We start from the raw sequence: 16,390 nt of genomic DNA on the forward strand, positions 1-16,390 counted from the left end.
ATGATATGAATCAATCAAGTGATCAATTAATTATTTTCCGGTCCGGAGGCGCTCGGTCCTGAGGCGATCATCCGTGCCCATCGAGAAGCCGACACAAATGCAAAGGTGTTACATGGCAAAGAAATTGGTGATCGGCGCGAGCGGTTTTGTGGGATCCAATGTGACCCGGAAGCTCGTCGCTCGTGGTGAGGACGTGCGAGTGATGCTACGTGAGACCAGCTCTGTGAAGGGTATTGAGGACCTCGAGGTCGAGAAGTGCTTCGGTGATGTGTGGGACGCCGACGCGCTGCGCGATGCGATGAATGGTTGCGATGTTGTCTTCTACTGCGTTGTCGATGCGCGGGCCTGGCTGCGGGATCCGACGCCGCTCTTCAAAACCAATGTCGAGGGCCTGCGCAATGTGCTCGACGTTGCGATCGAGGCTGATCTGGAGAAGTTCGTGTTCATGAGTACGATTGCAACACTTGCGGTTCGGTCCGACGGTACTGCGGTCAACGAGGATGATCCCTGCAACTGGTACGAGGCCGGTGGCCCCTATACGCAAAGCCGGGTGGACGCAGAGAATCTGGTGTTGGAGTACGCGAAGAACAAGGGCTTACCCGCAGTGGCACTGTGCATTTCTACCCCGTACGGCCCACGCGACTGGCAACCAACTCCGCACGGCGGACTCATGGCCAGGATCTCGGCAGGCAAGGCGCCCTTCTATTTTGCCGGCTTGCGACATGAGGTCGTGGGCATCGACGATGCCGCAGAAGCGATGGTGTTGGCCATGACTCACGGCCGTAATGGTGAGCGGTACATCATTTCCGACACATACATGACGTCCAAAGAGTTGCACACGCTCGCAACGATCGCCGGCGGACGGCGAGCACCGTGGCTCGCATTACCGACCAAGCTCATGCTTGGCGCGGCTGCCGTCAATCAACTGTTCGCCGGCGCGATCGGTCGAGATCCCGTTTTTGTCAGTCGTGCATTCCGGATGTGGAACTACATGTCCGAGCTCGATCACAGCAAGGCCGAACGAGAACTCGGCTGGAAGACAACTTCTTTCGAAGATTCGGTCCGTGAAGCGGTCGAGTTCTACCGCGCACACGACATCGGGTGAGATAGTCGGTGCAGCTCAACGGGGCGGCAGCTGACCACACCCCGGGCCGACTTGCCTTTCGCACTCGCTAGTTGTCGAAGAGCGTGCCGCCGAGAAGCAACTTCAAGGCACCAACGGTCGCATGGTAGTCCTCCGGCTCCGAGGTGGCGGCGTAGTCCGTCAGACCTCGGAGCACAATGAAAATTGCATTGGAGGCACTCTCGATACTCACTCCGTCTCGGAGCGCACCCTCACGCTGGGCCTGCTCGATGATGCCACCCACGACACCGCTCAACGTTGAGAAGAGTGTGTCGCGATTTTCCGCCAGATCACGGGCGGTACCGACTCGGATCGCGCGGTCGAACGCGGCGATGAGCGGATACTCTCGCATCATCTGATCGCACTCATCGAGCACGGCCATCAACCTGTCGTGGTAGCCCACATGATGTTCCGCGGCGTCAGCCACCCGTGGGATCGACATCTGCGCGACCTCGTCGAACGTGGCGTTGATCAGTTCCGTCTTGTTGGGAAAATAGTGGTACAGGCTGCCGCTGGTCATCTGAGCTTTGCGGGCGATCTCCCGGATCGTGGCCTTCGCGTATCCCACTTCTGCCACACACTGCATGGTCGCATCCAGAATCCGACGCCGGGTGTCCTCACCGTTGGCGCCGATCGGTCTACCGAGTAACGGTGGCGTGGCTGACACAGTGCCCCCTGACTAGGTGATGGGTTCACTTCGAGTTTGTCATGCGACCCCACGCGCCCGCGACATCCGTCCGGCGTGGGTGCCTGCCCGCTTCCCTGAGAACACACAATCAGCCAAGGCCAGACCGCTGACATAGCTGTTCGAGCAGACACCTGTTGCGCTTCGGCCCGCCGCATACAGACCCTGAATCCTCGTGCCGTTTTCCTTCATGACCTGCCCACTCTCCCCGTCTACCTTCAGGCCACCAAGAGTCAGTCCGGGTACAGGTGACGTCAAGGAAGCGCGCACCGAGATATCGATGGCATAGAAGGGCCCGCGGGCAATCGGTGCGCATAACTCGGACGCCTTGTGCCCTGGATCTTCACTTCGGGACGCGATCGCCGCGTTGTAGGCATCCACCGACGCTGTGAGTCCGTCGGGGGAGATGCCCACCTTGTCTGCCAAATCGCGCAGTGTGGCGGCCTTTCGCCTATCGAACACCAACATGGCGGCAACCTGCAGACGCAGGATCGATTCGGTCTGGGACAAGAACTGCGACTTGGCCCGTTTCCAGGTGGCGGCGTCGAACACCAGGAAGCCTGTGCCCCCGAACTTGTGAATCAAGACTTCCGAGTGCGTCGCGCCATAGAGGTCTTCATTGGCGATGCGTTCGCCACTGGTACCTACCGTGATCCCCTCGATCAACGCCGACGGTGGCGTGAAATACCGCCACGCAGTGACACGATCGAGACGATCTGTGACCCCACCGGCACCGACGCCCAAGCTGATTCCGGACCCGTCGTCGGCGTTGGTACCGAGCGGGCGGATGTGTTGATACGCGGGTGCATGCCGTCGCAACATATCCGGGTTGAAGACAAATCCGCCGGCAGCGAGTATCACCCGGTCCGCAGAGAAGGTCCGAGGCACCGCGCGCTTCTTCCAGAGCTTCTCGGCGAGACCGGTGATCGGAAGTCCCACCGGGGGAGCCCAGTTGGTCAGTTTTGCACCGATGGCGGTCACTCGCTGATGAACTATCTGCGCGGACCGATCGTCGCCAATCCAAGTGCGACAACGTATGCCGCGTACCTCCCCGTCAATGATCACCAGATCATCAACCCGGGTGCGGGGCAGGAACGTCACCCCGAGCCGCAGTGCCGAATCGCGGAGCGCGCGCCAGAGGTCGCGCCCTGACTTGGTGCCCGTTGCCACCTGGCGATGCCCACGCGGCGCGGGTCTGGCGTCCAGTCGATAGGGATATGCCTTCTCGTTGCCTGAGAAGTACAGGTAGTGCCTGTCTGTCGGGTAGGTCGTCTTGTACGGGCACAACGAACCTTCGAACTGCGCTCCGTGGGATTCCAGCCAGGCCAGCTGATTCACGCTGTCACCGCAGAACCGCCGCAAGGTGTCGTCACTGACCGCCCCTTGGACCTCCTGCCGCAGGTAGTCGAACATGTTGTCGGCGTCATCGTCGTAGCCGGCTGCTTTTTGATAGGGCGTGCCGCCACCGGCATACACAACACCACCGGAGACGGCCGAAGCACCGCCACCCATTGCGCGGTCCACAACAAGAACTCGGGCACCCTCTTCGGCCGCGGCGATGGCTGCGCAGGCGCCGGCAGCTCCGAAGCCTACAACGATGACATCGAACTCAGTCGCTACTGTCGGCATGCGCTCTCTCCTCAACACGGTTTGGCGGCTCTGGCTTCACCCCAGATTTTCGGACAACGATGTCGCCGCATGGCATTGCCTGGCAGGCCATCCGAACGCGCCGCGGGTTCGTACGGCGCAATCTGCGGCCGAGGTCGGCAACGAGTTCGATCTCGACTTCGGTACGTTCGGAGAGCAGGTGCATGCCCTCGGTGACCTCGCACCGGCACGCCGTACAGGTTCCCATCCCGTAACACACTGAGGGCCAGTAATACCCGGCGCGCCAGGCGGCTTGGATCAGGGTCTCTCCCCGGCGCACCTCAATGTCTATGCCGGCAGGCTCGACCCGCATGGTGAAGCTGTCGACTCCCGATGGATCAGTTGCCGGCAATGTGACGATCGATTTGCGTATGGAGCGAAAAGATCATCGGCTCATACCGCGGCGAGAGCGTTGTGTGCTTGATCGCACCTGATCGGTAGCCCCGTTGTTGCTGATAGACGTTGGCCATGTCTTGGCGGAGAACGAAAGGCCAGTCGCCTGGCTCGAGCGGACCCTCTCGCTCGGGTGGAGCAATGTCCTTGTCCGCGTTGCGCGGGATCTGCATCGCGAACGCTTCGAACATCGATGAATTGGGGTCCGTGCCATTGGGACGGAACCGATAGAACAACAGGTTGCCCGTCATTCCCAGAAATGCCATGTTCGGAAAAATGAAACCGAAGGTCGAGGAGTTGGGATCCAGTGAGGGGAGAGGGATCTCGGCCTCGTCAGCATATTTGTACAGCTCCTCGAAGAACTTCCAGAGCACCTGATCATCGGGAAGGTCGCGGACCCGATCGGCTATGAACTGGTCGCGCGCCGTGGCAAATCCATCGGTCCCGTCGAAGAGCACCTGGTTCTGATCGACAAAGTAGCGTCCCTGTTCCATACCAACTACTGGCGGCTGTCCCATCTCATAACCACCGGGATCCTCCGGATCGAACGGTGCGGTGGTATCGACGTGGCCCATGCCGTGATGGAAGTAGGGAATGCGGTCGACGTCGTAGTCGTCGCCCGTCACACCGAGCGTGAGCTCGGGATGCGCCTGCATCACGTGGTACGCCTCCAAGAAGGCCTCCGCTGCGACCTTCCAGTTCCCCGGCACGATCGTGTACTTCCACCACCGCAGGCGCATTCGATCCATCGCCATCGGTGAAAGATGAGTGTCGTACGTACCGAAGAAATCGTCGAGACTCGGCGCATCGTCGTCGAAGTTGATCCAGATGAAGCCGTATCTACGCTCTGAGCGGACCTCACCCAACTTGATCACGGCCGGATCGATCGACTCCTCCACAAATCCTTGACGACAGTAGATATACGACTGCGAGCCGTCGATGTTGAACCGCCAGCCATGGAACGGGCAGACAATCTGATTGCCACCGAAGGTGCCGACGGTGGAAGGCTGGACGAGTTGGGTGGCGCGGTGCGGGCAGACGTTGTTGAGCACCTTGATGCTGCGATCGGCCTGGCGTACAACAACAACAGTCCGGTCGACGATTGTGTACTCGATATAGTCACCGGGTTCGGGGATTTCCTCCTCCCGGCATGCGAACTGCCACGTGTGCAGCCACATCTTGTTGTATTCGAGTTTTGCGAACTCCTCGTCGTAGTACCGCTCGACGGGCACGTGCACTCCGTCGCGAACACCGAACGGAACCTGCGAAGTATCTACGTCATGTCGCGAGACGTATGGCTTTGCAGAGGGTTTCACGGTCGGCGACCCGGAAGATTGAGCTTCCGGGCCAGAGGTCAGATCAGTTGTCACGGGATGCCTTTCATTGATCGATCGGATTCAACCGATTGTTGCGACGACAGTTCCGACCGGATAGTCGATATCAGGCTCACCGATGATGGTGATGCGTCCGGCCGCTGGACTTTCGACCTCGGCCTCGGTCTTGTCTGTCCCCAGTACATAGATGGGCTGACCCGTCTCGACCTCATCGCCGTCGCTGCACAGCCATTCAGTGATCTGGCCCTCTTCCACCGAAACGCCGAGTTTGGGTATCCGAACTTCATGTGACACTTGGTAAATTCCTTCTTTGAGTCTGGTGTTATCCGAGCAGGGCCCGGACAGCGGCTTCGATGCGTGGAGTCGGCAAGAAGTTCTGCTCCAGCGAGGAGGCATAGGGCACTGGAGTATTCGCGCCACCGACCCGACCGACGGGCCCGGCGAGTTCACCAAACAGTTCACTATGGATCTGCGCGCTCAGTTCGGCGCCGAATCCACCCCGCGTGACCGCCTCATGCACAACAACGGCCCGCTTGGTCTTGGCCACCGACGTGAAGATCGTCTCGGTGTCAAGGGGCTGGAGCGATCGCAAGTCGATGATCTCCAAGGAGATACCCTCTGCCGCAAGCTGATCTGCGAGCGCCAGACAGTCCGCGACCTGCTTCCCGTAGGTGATCACCGACAGGTCGGTACCGGCACGCGCCACCCGAGCCTTGCCCAGCGGCACCCGGTAGTCACCTTCGGGCACCTCGTCCCGCACCGAGAAGTACAGGCTGCTCATCTCGATCATGACGCACGGATCATCATCAAAGATGCAGGAGAGCAACAGCCCTTTTGCGTCGGCGGCCGTCGACGGCACCACAACTTTCAGGCCAGGCGTGTGGATGAGCTGGTTCTCGAGCATGTCGGAGTGCTGGGCACCGAAGCCTGCTCCCGCACCGGTGGTTGTCCGCACAGTCAACGGCACCGGCGTGATACCACCGGACATGTAGCGCAGCTTTGCAGCATGGTTGATCAATTGGTCCGAGGCGACCGTGATGAAGTTCATCAGCATGATCTCGGCGACCGGTCGCATACCCGCAATCGCAGCACCCACAGCAGCGCCCATGATCGCCTGCTCACTGATCGGTGTCCGTCGGATCCGTTCGGGACCGTACTTGGTCTCGAGGCCCTTGTGAATACCGAAACCGCCCCCCTTGGGGTCCTGGATGTCCTCGCCCAACTCAAAGACCATCGGGTCCAAGTCGAGTGCCACATCCAGGGCGTCGCGAATCGATTCGAGCATCATCATGGTTCGAGTTGCGGTTGCGGTGCTCATCAGTTGGTCTCCTGCGCATAGACGTCGGTGGTCAGTTCCGACGGGTCGGGTAGCGGTTGATCAAAGGCCCATTCCGCGGCGTCCTCGACCTCGGCCGTCGCCTGCTGCTCGATGTCATCGAGAACTGCTGCGGCAACACTGAATTCGTCGATCAGACGCTGCCGATAGATCGGGATCGGATCGTCAGCACCGGCAGCGGCGAGCTCAGCGGCCGGGATGTACTCGCTCTGGTCACCGAAGAAGTGTCCACACAGACGGAAGGTGACGGCTTCGAGCAGGGTGGGTCCGTCACCTCGTCGCGCACGGTCGATCGCTTCGCCGGCCGCGGTGTACAGCGCCACCGGATCGTTGCCGTCGACCGTGACACCCGGAATCGAATAGGCGACTGCGCGATCGGCGATGTTGACGACGGTGGTTCCACCCTCAAGCGATGTGTACTCGGCCCACTTGTTGTTCTGGCAGACGAACACCACTGGAAGTTTCCACAGCGACGCCAGGTTGAGTGCCTCATGGAAGGCGCCGATATTGCTCGCTCCGTCGCCGAAGTTGACCACCGTCACCTGACCGGTGCCCTTGAGTTGCGCCGCCAACGCCAGCCCGTTGGCGATCGGCAGGCCCGAGCCAACCACCCCGGTGGTCACCATCAGGCCATGCTTGGGGGAGGTGACATGCATGGGCCCGCCCTTGCCGCGGCACGTACCCGCAGCGCGCCCGAGATACTCTGCCCAAAGATCCCGCAGCGGTATGCCTTTGGCAATCTGATCGTGCAGGCCACGGTACGTCGTCACGACGTAGTCGGTCGGAGCAAGGTGCGCCGCCACTGACGCGGCAGCGAACTCTTGTCCACGCGGCGAGTAGTACATTCCGCCGAACTTCCCGCTCATCATGGAAGCCCGGTAGGTCTCGTCGAACGCGAGGATGCGTACAGCGGTCCGGTACAGGTCGACCAGGGTCTGCTGGTCGACAACTGTTTCAGTATCTGTCATGGGGTGGCCGATCTCCTCTGGACGCGTCGTCACCGACTTAATTAATCAAACGATTGATTAAGGAACAAGGTATGACGTGAATCACTGTTCCGTCAAGGGTGTATCCCTGTCCCAGGAGACGACCGCCAGCTCCTCGCTCATGCCAGACTTGGGGAGATGGTCGCCGTCGGTCGGCGGTCGTTTCAGTGAGGCGAACGGTCTCGTCGAGTCTGCAATTATCCGGTGGATCTATGGGGACGAAACCGGCGCAATGATGTTCGACTGGCGGCCTGGGCACCGATTCGGACTTGCAGAAGGTGGCGTCGGCGAGCATGTAAGGAACTCGTCGTGGACTGGAAGCCCGTTTCATGTAACCCTGTGTTGGGCTATCCCCAAGCGTCGAATTGTTCGTATATATGAACATCATTCACTTTGTGTGGGATGACGGTGACTGTCGCCGAATTGCCATTGATCACGTCGACCCTTGAGCCGGATGAGCTGTTTGCAGGCGGCTCTGAGCTTGCTACGTCACTCGGATCAGCGCTTTGGACGCTTAGGTTGTTTTGCGCTATGGCGCCAGTTGTGGAATGCCGACGGCGAGTGTTCAAACGAAAACGGCGGCTCGTCTCGGTGGTACGACTCGGACAAAGCGTCGTGTTGGGCAGTCTGGTGAGCGTGGAGACCGATGCTCATCTGCGGTAATGGCGTGCTCCGGTGCATTGTGATCGTGCTGTCTTGCTGGTGGAGACTTTCGCCGCAATCGGCGGAATCTGATGTTGAGCGAAAACTGCGTGTACCCAAGAGCGTAGAAGGTCGTGTATCCGAGGTCCATGGCCTCTCGGTCCCCGAGTAGTGGATTCCGGGGTTTTCTGTGGGCTGGACTCCATCGGGCTGGCGCCGTGCCGAACACATCGGCCGCCGGAAGATGTGACTGTTGACACAAGCGATGTGTACGGATTAACGTACAGCCGTACTTAAATAAGAACTGTCTTCATTTCCGGTCGGCGCGCGAGTCGGCAGGTTTTCCCTCAGCTTCCATCCTATGGACGCTCGTCCAATATCCAACACCCAACGGAGGAACCGTGAGTACAGCGTCCGAGCGAAAGACCATGCGGCGCGTGGTCGTCGCCAGCACGGTCGGCAGCATGCTCGAGTTTTACGACTTCATCATCTACGGCACCGCGGCTGCCTTGGTCTTCCCGAAGGTGTTCTTTCCGGCGCTCGGTGGTACGGCCAGTCTCTTCGCTTCGTTTGCCACGCTGGGCGTTGCATTTGTTGCCCGTCCTGTTGGCGGCCTCATTTTCGGTCACTACGGCGACCGCATCGGACGTAAGAAGACCCTCATCATCACCCTCTCGATGATGGGATCGTGCACGGTCCTTGTTGGCTTGCTGCCGACACCGGCGACGATTGGGGTGGCTGCACCGATCTTGCTTGTCTTGTTGCGAATCGTGCAGGGCTTGGCTGTGGGCGGTGAGTGGGCAGGAGCGGTGCTCCTGGCCACGGAGTATTCACCGAAGGCGCGGCGCGGATTGGCAGGCGCTTATCCGCAGATGGGTGGACCGCTGGCGTTCTCGCTGGCGAGCGCGACGTTCCTCATCACTTCTCTCGCCATGGGCGACAGCGACGGCGCGTTCTTGGACTACGGCTGGCGTATTCCGTTCATCTTCAGCATCCTGCTGATCGGGGTCGGCTTCTATGCGCGATTCAAACTCGACGAGACGCCTGTGTTCAAGGCGGCCGCCGAGCAGCAAGCCGCAGATCTGCATTCCGGAAATGAGTCAGTCGAGCCGCAGCAGATTCCGTTCGTCTCCGTGTTTCGCGAACAGTGGCGCGAGGTGATCATCGGTGCGCTCGCCCTGGTCGGTACGTTCTGTGGTTTCTATCTGGCGACGGCCTATCTGACCAGTTACGCGACCGGTACCAGCGGTCCGGGCCTGAGCCGACCGGCTGTACTCGGTATGGGTGTTGTCGCGGGATTGGTCTATGCGGCAACCACATTGGCTGGCGGGATGCTCTCGGACCGGATCGGTCGCAAGCGAACGATTCTGGGTGGAACCATAGCCCTGGCGGCACTGGGTCTCGTTCTGTTCCCAATCATCGACCTCGGCGGTATGTGGGCGTTTGGAGTCGGGCTCGCGCTGACGACGTCCATCCTCGGGTTCACCTGGGGACCCGCGGGTCCGTTGTTGTCCGAGCTGTTCGATACCAAGCATCGCTACACCGGGGCGGGTGCCAGCTACAACCTTGCAGCAATCGTCGGCGGCGCACTCACCCCGATCTTCGCGACAGCACTGTTGAGCAACTGGGGCAGTTGGTCGATCGGTCTGTTGTTGTCGATCTTCTCGGTGGCGAGCATTGCCGGAGTCCTGGCATTGCCCGAGACCCGCGATCGCACGTTGTCCGGAGAGCCCGCCGCTGCCCGGAAGCCTGTCGAAGTTCGCAGCAACTAGCGACTACGTGAGATCGAAAAGATGACCAGTCCAGCCGGCCGCCGCTCGCCGACCATTTTGGGTCGGGAGCAGCGGCCGGCCGGACTGGATTCGATGTGATAGTAGAATGAGGAGTCCGATGTCATTACCATCCACCAGCCGCGCCGCCGTATTGATCGAGCCGAACAAGATTGTCCAGCAGAACATTCCGTTACCCGTGTTGGGCGACGACGATGCGATTCTGCGAGTCGAGGCATGTGGCTTGTGCGGCACTGACATCGAGCAATACCGGGGTGAGATGGCCGCCTCTGACCGACACACACCCTTCCCGTCCATTCCAGGGCACGAGCCGGTGGGTGTAATCGCTGCTATTGGCAAAGAAGCCTCCCGCAGGTGGGGGGTGGAGCCGGGGGACCGAGTGGCGGTTCGTCCGTTCTTCGGGTGCGGTAAGTGTGAGGCGTGTGCGACATGGCAACCTGAAAAGTGCGCTGAGCGGGGCGGAACGTACGGTTTCATCGGTATCGACCGCGCGCCTGCTTTGTGGGGCGGCTACGCCGACATGCTGTATCTGGACCGCCTGTCGGTGGTTCGCAAGATTGATCCGACACTGCCGGCCGGTGTCGCCGCGTTGTACAACCCGCTGGCATCGGGGATGTCGTGGGCGAAAACTGTTCCCGAAACAGGCCCCGACGACCGCGTGGTCATCCTCGGTGCGGGCGTGCGCGGGCTGTGTTGCGTGATCGGCGCCAAGGAAGCCGGCGCAAAGCAGGTGGTCGTCACCGGACTGGCCAAAGACGCCCACAAACTCGAATTGGCCCGTCGTCTCGGCGCAGATGACACCTTGATCGTCGAGCCCGGCATGGACGTAAGCAAAGCGGTGCGAGAACTCACCGGAGGCGGGGCTGAGGTGATCATCGACACGACGCCCAATGCGCCCGATTCGGTACGGCATGCAATCGAGATCGCGGTACGCGGCAGCCGGATTGTTCTGGTCGGGCTGAAGGGCCCACGTGCCGTAGACGGCATCATGCCCGATGACATCATCCACAAGGCGCTCGTTATTCGGGGAGTGTTGTCCACCCCCTTCTCCGAGTTCGAGCCAGCGATCGCTGTGCTCGAAAGTCGCCGCTATCCAATGGAAGACATGCATACGCACTCCTTTGACGTCGCCGACGCCGAACAGGCGATACGGACGCTCGAGGACTCTGCAGACGGCGCGATCCACGTCGCAATCGTTCCCGGTGCGCGAAGCGCATCGTTGTGAGAATCCACCGAGCACGACTGATCTCTCCATCCCGACTGATGTCAACAAGGAGTTTCCGATGAGCGATGTACGCGTGGTCCCGCTGTGCGCCGGCACGGCGGCGCGAACACTGTCGAGATTGCTGATGGGGGCGGACCCTGAGCCGCTCGATCTGACATTCTCTTTTTTCTATGTCCGCGCAGGAGATAAGCACATTCTGGTGGACACGGGTGTGGCGTGTCCGGAAGAGACTGCTCTGCACCATCATCCGCTTGGCCAAACCGCTGAGCAGAATCCGGTGGCAGCTCTGGAAGGCATCGGAGTCGGTGCCGACGATATCGATGTCGTGGTCAACACGCACCTGCATTGGGACCACTGCGCCAACAACCATCGATTTCCGAACGCGACACTGCTCGCCCAGCGGAGTGAGTTGCAGTATGCGATCGCGCCGTTGCCGCTGCACCGTCACGCCTACGACGAGATCGAGGTCGAACATGGGATGTGTACATCACTTCCGGGCTTCATGCGTGCGCAGCTGACGCTCATCGAAGGGGATCTCGAGATCGCGCCTGGTGTGAACATCTTGCATACGCCGGGCCACTCACCCGGAAGTCAGTCCGTACTGGTCTCTGGCACCGAGACATATCTGATCCCGGGCGACAACCTTCCGCTTCATCAGAATCTGAACGGAGACCAGTTCACGCCCAACCCGATTCACGTTGACCTCGAATCTTATTTCGCCAGTATCCGTCGGTCGACGAAGGAAGCCGACGTCATCCTGCCCGGGCATGACCTTCGCGTCTTTGATCGCGCTGAGTACCGTTGATCTGCAGCAATATTCGAGTAGGCTATAGCAGCACGCGATCCTCAAAGGGGTAGCTTCGCGGCCTGCCGCGCCATCGTAGGTTGGGGATGATGCGGCAGGCCAGAGAAGGTCGGATCACGAGGAGTCGCGTTATGCGGGCCGGTGATCGATCGCCCTACGAAGATTCGTCACAGGCTCCACCAAGACACCGGTGAGAGCCTGTTCTACCACCTGTTCCACGAATTGCGGGGTCAGCCCGGGAGTCAAGTGGGGGAGCAGAAGTCGCATAAAGCAGGCTCCCCACACTGTATCCACAAGCACGCCTACATCGGTGTCCGGCCGAAGTTGACCACGGGCCGTGGCAGTCTCGAGTATGGCGAAGAAATTGGATCGGCGCGGGCCGAAAAAGCGGTCGAATTGCTCTGCAAGTTCGGCATCTGTTTGGGCAGTGCCCACCAATTGCGCGAATATCGGTCCAAAGGGTTTGCGGGTCACCGTATTGACGAACGCAGTGAGCATGTATTTGAGGTCGGCTTCGACGTTTCCGGTATCGCGCAATGCCATTGAGTCGCCGGCCACGTGGAGGTACCCGTCCAACGCGAGAGCTCCGCGTGATGGCCAGTACTTGTATACCGTGGCAGAACTGACACCGGATGCGGTGACGACCTTGTCTACTGTGAAGCCGCCCAAACCCTCGGCCATGAGAACGTTTCCGGCGGCGTCGAGAACCTCTGCGTGTACCTCGGCGAAGGGTCTCCGTCCCCTGCCCCTGCGCTTGACGGGCGGACTTTCGGTCACGCTCTCCTCCTCGGGGTCGGCCGGGCTTGCTCGGTTATGTACTCATACCTAAACATGCCGAAACCAGCCGCTGCCGAAGACCCTTGTTTGGTCCCGGTGCTTCGAAGCAACAACGGCACTCGTCCCCACCGGTAGGCGGGGACGAGTGCCGTCAGGTTGTCTGCTGACTAAGAGTCTTCGCGTTTTGCCGTGACGAAATCCTCCATATTTGCCTGTTTTGTGAACTCCCAGAACTCGACCGTTTTCCACGGGCTGTTCATGATCACGCGACCGCGGTTGTTGCGGTAGTAACTCGAGAACCCCTGGTGGGTCCAGATCATGTTCTGGTGCTTTTCGTCCATCAGGTCGTTGTAGGCGTTACACACATCTGTCCGTACTTCCACTTCGGTCTTGTTGTCGCGCAACATCTGTTCGATAGTGCTCATCACGTAGTTGATCTGGCACTCGGAGATGAAGATGAAGCTGCCGCCGTGACCCAGCGAGGTATTTGGTCCGAACAGCATGAACATGTTGGGGAAGTCCGGTGTGACGGTTCCGTAGTACGCCTTCGGGTTGTCGTCGTCCCAGGCATCGCGCACCGATACACCGTTGCGGCCGTACACGTTGACGGGTGAGAGGAACCGTGCGACGTCGAATCCACTGGCGGCGACGATGACATCGAGCTCGCGGTGGGTTCCGTCCTTGTTGACGATGCCTGTCTCGTCAATCTTTTCGATCGGGACGTCGACGAGTTCGACATTGTCACGGGTCAGTGTGCGGAACCAGCCGTTGTCGAGGAGCATCCGCTTGCCGTTGGGTGGGAAATCGGGGGTGACGCGCGCCGCAAGGTCCTGGCGGTCGCCGAGTTCGGATTCGATGTATCGGGTGAAGAAGCGGCGATGAGCGTCATTGATCTTGTTGAGTGAGCGTTCCGGGTGCGGCCATTCCGGGTCAACGTGTAGCGACGCATAGGTTTTGCTGTCGAAGATCCAGCTCAGGCGCAGGCGGTACCACCACTCGTACAGCGGCACTTCGGCGAACAGGAAGTTGGCGCCTGCCGGGATTTCCTTCTTGAACTTCGGGAAGGGTGCGGCCCACTGGCGTGAACGTTGATACACCTTCAACGATTCCACGCGATCTACGATCGCCGGGACGAGTTGCATTGCGCTGGCGCCGTTTCCGATGACACCGACCCTTTTGCCATCGAGCTCGACTGTTGGATCCCACTTTGCGGTGTGGAGCAAGTCGCCCTTGAAGTCGCTCAGGCCTTCGATGCTCGGCCACTTGGGTGTGCCGAAGGCGCCGACTGCCGTGACCAACAGGTTGGTGGTGATCTCATCCTCGCTGCCGTCGGGATTGCGTAGTTGTGAACGCCAGAGGTGGGCGTCCTCGTCGTAGTGGGTGCCGATCACCTCGGTGTTGAAGGTGATGTGCTGCAGAAGGCCGAAATCTTCAGCGACTCGACGGTAGTTCGCAACGACTTCGTCACGTGATGCGAAATATCGGTTCCAGCGGCCCTGCATGAATGAGTAGGAGTACAGGTGGCTCGGTGTGTCGACACCACAGCCGGGGTAGTGGTGCTGATTCCACACACCGCCGACGTCCGAACCTTTTTCGATGATCCGGAACGGGACGCCGGCCGATTTCAACCGGACTGCCATCGCCATGCCGGACATGCCGGCACCGATGACCAGAACTTCAAATCCGTTGGGCACCAAGTCAACCAGTGAGCGGGTCTGCGTCTCAGGATGTAGATACGAGTCGAGCTTCGCGGCCATCAGGGGCGCGTAATCCTCGGGAATCTCTTCGCCGACAGATACGCGCATGACTTTCAATAGCAATTCGTTGGAGATGTCCGGGATGGCGATGTCGCGGCCGGCACGCCAAGCCAGGATCGCCTCAAAGGCTGCCTGCCGAATGTTGTCTTGTAGTTGAGGATCAAGTCCACCGGTGTCGTTGTCGTCGACCCCCTGGCAGCGTGTCGGGCGGTACGGCTCGTCGAGCCAGCTCAAGTCGCCGGTCATCTGGACGATCATCGTCTGCAGTGTCGGGACATTCGCTTCCTGCAGCGCGGCGCTCAGGTTTTCCTCGAACAGTCGATCGTGCTGCATGGTGATTTCAGACGTCATTTCGCCCGGCCTCTCGTTTTGCGCTACCGATCGCGTTTTCCGGTCCGCGGGGGCGAACGGGTCCGATCGTGCGTACGTGTATACGAACAGCCGTACGATATCTCGTACAGCTGTGCAGTGTCAACGGTTGTGTTGGTAGGAGGGCTTTGTCGGGGTGGTTCTCGGGTTGACCATTGCGATGCCTCATCGCCATTGCGGGTCTACGGAGGCGCCTGTACTATCCTCATATACGGATAAGCGTCCGAAATAACGAATGTAAGACGCCGGTGAAACTTCCGAACCCCAACCGCCCCTCAGTCATGTGCGGTACAGCGAGAAACAGAGGAACTCTGACATGCCAGAAGCCGTGCTCGTCGACATCGTGCGTTCACCCATGGGCAAAGGCAAGCCGGGAGGCGCCTTGTCCCCACTGCATCCCGTTGAACTCCTCGCGCAGGTTTTCTCGGCGCTGGTCGGCCGCAACGACTTCGACCCAGCGCTCGTCGACGACGTGCTGGTCGGTTGTGTCGGCCAGGTCGGAGAACAATCGGGCACTCCCGGTCGGCACGCCTGGTTGTCTGCCGGACTGCCGGTCTCGGTGCCGTCCGCAACCATCGAACGCCGATGTGGCTCGGGCCAACAGGCCATCGATTTTGCCGTACAAGGGATCGTCGCCGGCGCCTATGACATCGCGATTGCCGGTGGTATCGAATCGATGAGTCACGTGCCGATGGGCACGAACCGCAAGAACTCAGATCCAGCCGGCCCCGGCGTCGCCGCACGTTTCCCTGGTATGACGTCGCAGGGCATCGCCGCCGAGCTCGTCGCGCAGAAGTTCGGACTGTCGCGTGAGGCGATGGACGCCCTCAGCGTCGAGTCTCATCTGCGGGCGCAGCGAGCAAGCGACACAGGCGTTTTCGATTCGCAGATCGCGTCCATCGTTTGCCCAGACGGCACGGTCGTGAACAAGGATGAGACCATTCGGCCGCAGTCCTCCTTCGAGTCATTGGCCAAGCTCAAGCCGGCGTTCGGCACCGACGAAGCCCGTTCGCAGTATCCGGACCTCGACTGGCGGGTGACCGCAGGCAACTCCTCGCAGATCACCGACGGCGCCGGTGCCGCACTCTTGATGAGTTCCGAAATGGCCGAGAAGCTCGGTCTGCGGCCGAGGGCTCGGTTCGTGACCGCCGCCGTCGCCGGTGACGACCCGGTACTGATGCTGACCGGTCCGATCCCTGCCACGCACAAGGCGCTCAACCGTGCGGGCATGAAGATCGGCGACCTCGACTACGTCGAGTTGAACGAAGCCTTCGCCGCGGTTCCGCTGGCCTGGCAGACCGAGTTCGACATGGATCCGGTGAAGCTCAACGCCAATGGAGGCGCGATCGCACTCGGGCATCCGCTCGGTGCTTCGGGACTGCGTCTGATGTCGTCTCTTATCGGCAGCCTCGAGGCCACCGGCGGTCGATTCGGCCTTCAGACGATGTGCGAGGCCGGAGGCATGGCGAACGCAACCATCGTCGAACGACTCTGAGCCGCAAGGCAACACGTACAACGCAA

The 16,390-nt window shown here is 60.4% G+C and carries 14 protein-coding genes; 5 read left to right on the top strand and 9 right to left on the bottom strand.

All coding sequences use genetic code 11. The features are described 5' to 3' along the window. Positions 1–112: 112 nt before the first annotated feature. Positions 113–1,105 carry an NAD-dependent epimerase/dehydratase family protein gene (locus tag AC1TQG_RS14110; protein ID WP_482137842.1) on the top strand — a complete coding sequence of 331 codons (993 nt, stop codon included), beginning with the start codon at positions 113–115 and terminating at the stop codon, positions 1,103–1,105. A 67-nt stretch (positions 1,106–1,172) separates the two neighbouring features. On the opposite strand, the gene AC1TQG_RS14115 is transcribed toward AC1TQG_RS14110, so the two are convergent. The 7 genes from AC1TQG_RS14115 to AC1TQG_RS14145 form a co-directional block, all read right to left on the bottom strand. After that, on the bottom strand, positions 1,173–1,790 hold the full coding sequence (locus AC1TQG_RS14115; protein ID WP_482137844.1) for a TetR/AcrR family transcriptional regulator: 618 nt from the start codon (positions 1,788–1,790) through the stop codon (positions 1,173–1,175). Positions 1,791–1,829: 39 nt separating this feature from the next. Continuing rightward, entirely contained in the window at positions 1,830–3,437 is a 1,608-nt protein-coding gene (locus AC1TQG_RS14120; protein ID WP_482137846.1) for an FAD-binding protein, read from the bottom strand. After that, positions 3,418–3,768, bottom strand: coding sequence for a 2Fe-2S iron-sulfur cluster-binding protein (locus AC1TQG_RS14125; RefSeq protein ID WP_482137848.1), 351 nt, complete (start codon positions 3,766–3,768; stop codon positions 3,418–3,420). The genes AC1TQG_RS14120 and AC1TQG_RS14125 overlap by 20 nt, the downstream gene beginning before the upstream one ends. A gap of 25 nt (positions 3,769–3,793) precedes the next feature. Beyond that, positions 3,794–5,080, bottom strand: a complete 1,287-nt coding sequence (locus AC1TQG_RS14130) for an aromatic ring-hydroxylating oxygenase subunit alpha (protein WP_482137849.1) — start codon at positions 5,078–5,080, stop codon at positions 3,794–3,796. 165 nt (positions 5,081–5,245) lie between these two features. Beyond that, positions 5,246–5,476: a biotin/lipoyl-containing protein gene (locus AC1TQG_RS14135; protein ID WP_482137851.1), complete on the bottom strand. Its 231-nt coding sequence runs from the start codon at positions 5,474–5,476 to the stop codon at positions 5,246–5,248. Between the two features lie 28 nt (positions 5,477–5,504). After that, entirely contained in the window at positions 5,505–6,500 is a 996-nt protein-coding gene (locus AC1TQG_RS14140) for an alpha-ketoacid dehydrogenase subunit beta (RefSeq protein ID WP_482137852.1), read from the bottom strand. Then, on the bottom strand, positions 6,500–7,486 hold the full coding sequence (locus tag AC1TQG_RS14145; protein ID WP_482137854.1) for a thiamine pyrophosphate-dependent dehydrogenase E1 component subunit alpha: 987 nt from the start codon (positions 7,484–7,486) through the stop codon (positions 6,500–6,502). The genes AC1TQG_RS14140 and AC1TQG_RS14145 overlap by 1 nt, the downstream gene beginning before the upstream one ends. Before the next feature lie 1,061 nt (positions 7,487–8,547). Between AC1TQG_RS14145 and AC1TQG_RS14150 the strand changes: the two genes are divergently transcribed. From AC1TQG_RS14150 to AC1TQG_RS14160, 3 genes are all read left to right on the top strand, one after another. After that, the gene (locus tag AC1TQG_RS14150) at positions 8,548–9,918 is read left to right on the top strand and encodes an MFS transporter (protein ID WP_482137856.1); all 1,371 of its coding nucleotides are present in this window, start codon (positions 8,548–8,550) and stop codon (positions 9,916–9,918) included. Between the two features lie 118 nt (positions 9,919–10,036). Further along, positions 10,037–11,161: a zinc-dependent alcohol dehydrogenase gene (locus AC1TQG_RS14155; RefSeq protein WP_482137858.1), complete on the top strand. Its 1,125-nt coding sequence runs from the start codon at positions 10,037–10,039 to the stop codon at positions 11,159–11,161. Beyond that, positions 11,139–11,966 carry an N-acyl homoserine lactonase family protein gene (locus AC1TQG_RS14160; protein WP_482137860.1) on the top strand — a complete coding sequence of 276 codons (828 nt, stop codon included), beginning with the start codon at positions 11,139–11,141 and terminating at the stop codon, positions 11,964–11,966. Before AC1TQG_RS14155 ends, AC1TQG_RS14160 begins: the two co-directional genes overlap by 23 nt. A gap of 129 nt (positions 11,967–12,095) precedes the next feature. Here AC1TQG_RS14160 and AC1TQG_RS14165 read toward each other — a convergent pair whose 3' ends face one another. Together AC1TQG_RS14165 and AC1TQG_RS14170 are read right to left on the bottom strand one after the other, a co-directional pair. After that, on the bottom strand, positions 12,096–12,743 hold the full coding sequence (locus AC1TQG_RS14165; RefSeq protein WP_482137861.1) for a TetR/AcrR family transcriptional regulator: 648 nt from the start codon (positions 12,741–12,743) through the stop codon (positions 12,096–12,098). Positions 12,744–12,910: 167 nt separating this feature from the next. Beyond that, entirely contained in the window at positions 12,911–14,851 is a 1,941-nt protein-coding gene (locus tag AC1TQG_RS14170) for a flavin-containing monooxygenase (RefSeq protein ID WP_482137863.1), read from the bottom strand. A 334-nt stretch (positions 14,852–15,185) separates the two neighbouring features. Here AC1TQG_RS14170 and AC1TQG_RS14175 point away from each other — a divergent pair, with 334 nt between their 5' ends. Then, the gene (locus AC1TQG_RS14175) at positions 15,186–16,364 is read left to right on the top strand and encodes a thiolase family protein (protein WP_482137865.1); all 1,179 of its coding nucleotides are present in this window, start codon (positions 15,186–15,188) and stop codon (positions 16,362–16,364) included. The last annotated feature ends 26 nt before the right edge of the window (positions 16,365–16,390 follow it).

This window comes from Williamsia sp. Y844 (assembly GCF_056786475.1).

Coding starts and splice junctions, on each gene's coding strand:
- AC1TQG_RS14170 (WP_482137863.1), bottom strand. CDS start 14,851: ATGACGTCTGAAATCACCATGCAGCACGATCGACTGTTCGAGGAAAAC.
- AC1TQG_RS14110 (WP_482137842.1), top strand. CDS start 113: ATGGCAAAGAAATTGGTGATCGGCGCGAGCGGTTTTGTGGGATCCAAT.
- AC1TQG_RS14175 (WP_482137865.1), top strand. CDS start 15,186: ATGCCAGAAGCCGTGCTCGTCGACATCGTGCGTTCACCCATGGGCAAA.
- AC1TQG_RS14125 (WP_482137848.1), bottom strand. CDS start 3,768: ATGCGGGTCGAGCCTGCCGGCATAGACATTGAGGTGCGCCGGGGAGAG.
- AC1TQG_RS14120 (WP_482137846.1), bottom strand. CDS start 3,437: ATGCCGACAGTAGCGACTGAGTTCGATGTCATCGTTGTAGGCTTCGGA.
- AC1TQG_RS14140 (WP_482137852.1), bottom strand. CDS start 6,500: ATGAGCACCGCAACCGCAACTCGAACCATGATGATGCTCGAATCGATT.
- AC1TQG_RS14145 (WP_482137854.1), bottom strand. CDS start 7,486: ATGACAGATACTGAAACAGTTGTCGACCAGCAGACCCTGGTCGACCTG.
- AC1TQG_RS14155 (WP_482137858.1), top strand. CDS start 10,037: ATGTCATTACCATCCACCAGCCGCGCCGCCGTATTGATCGAGCCGAAC.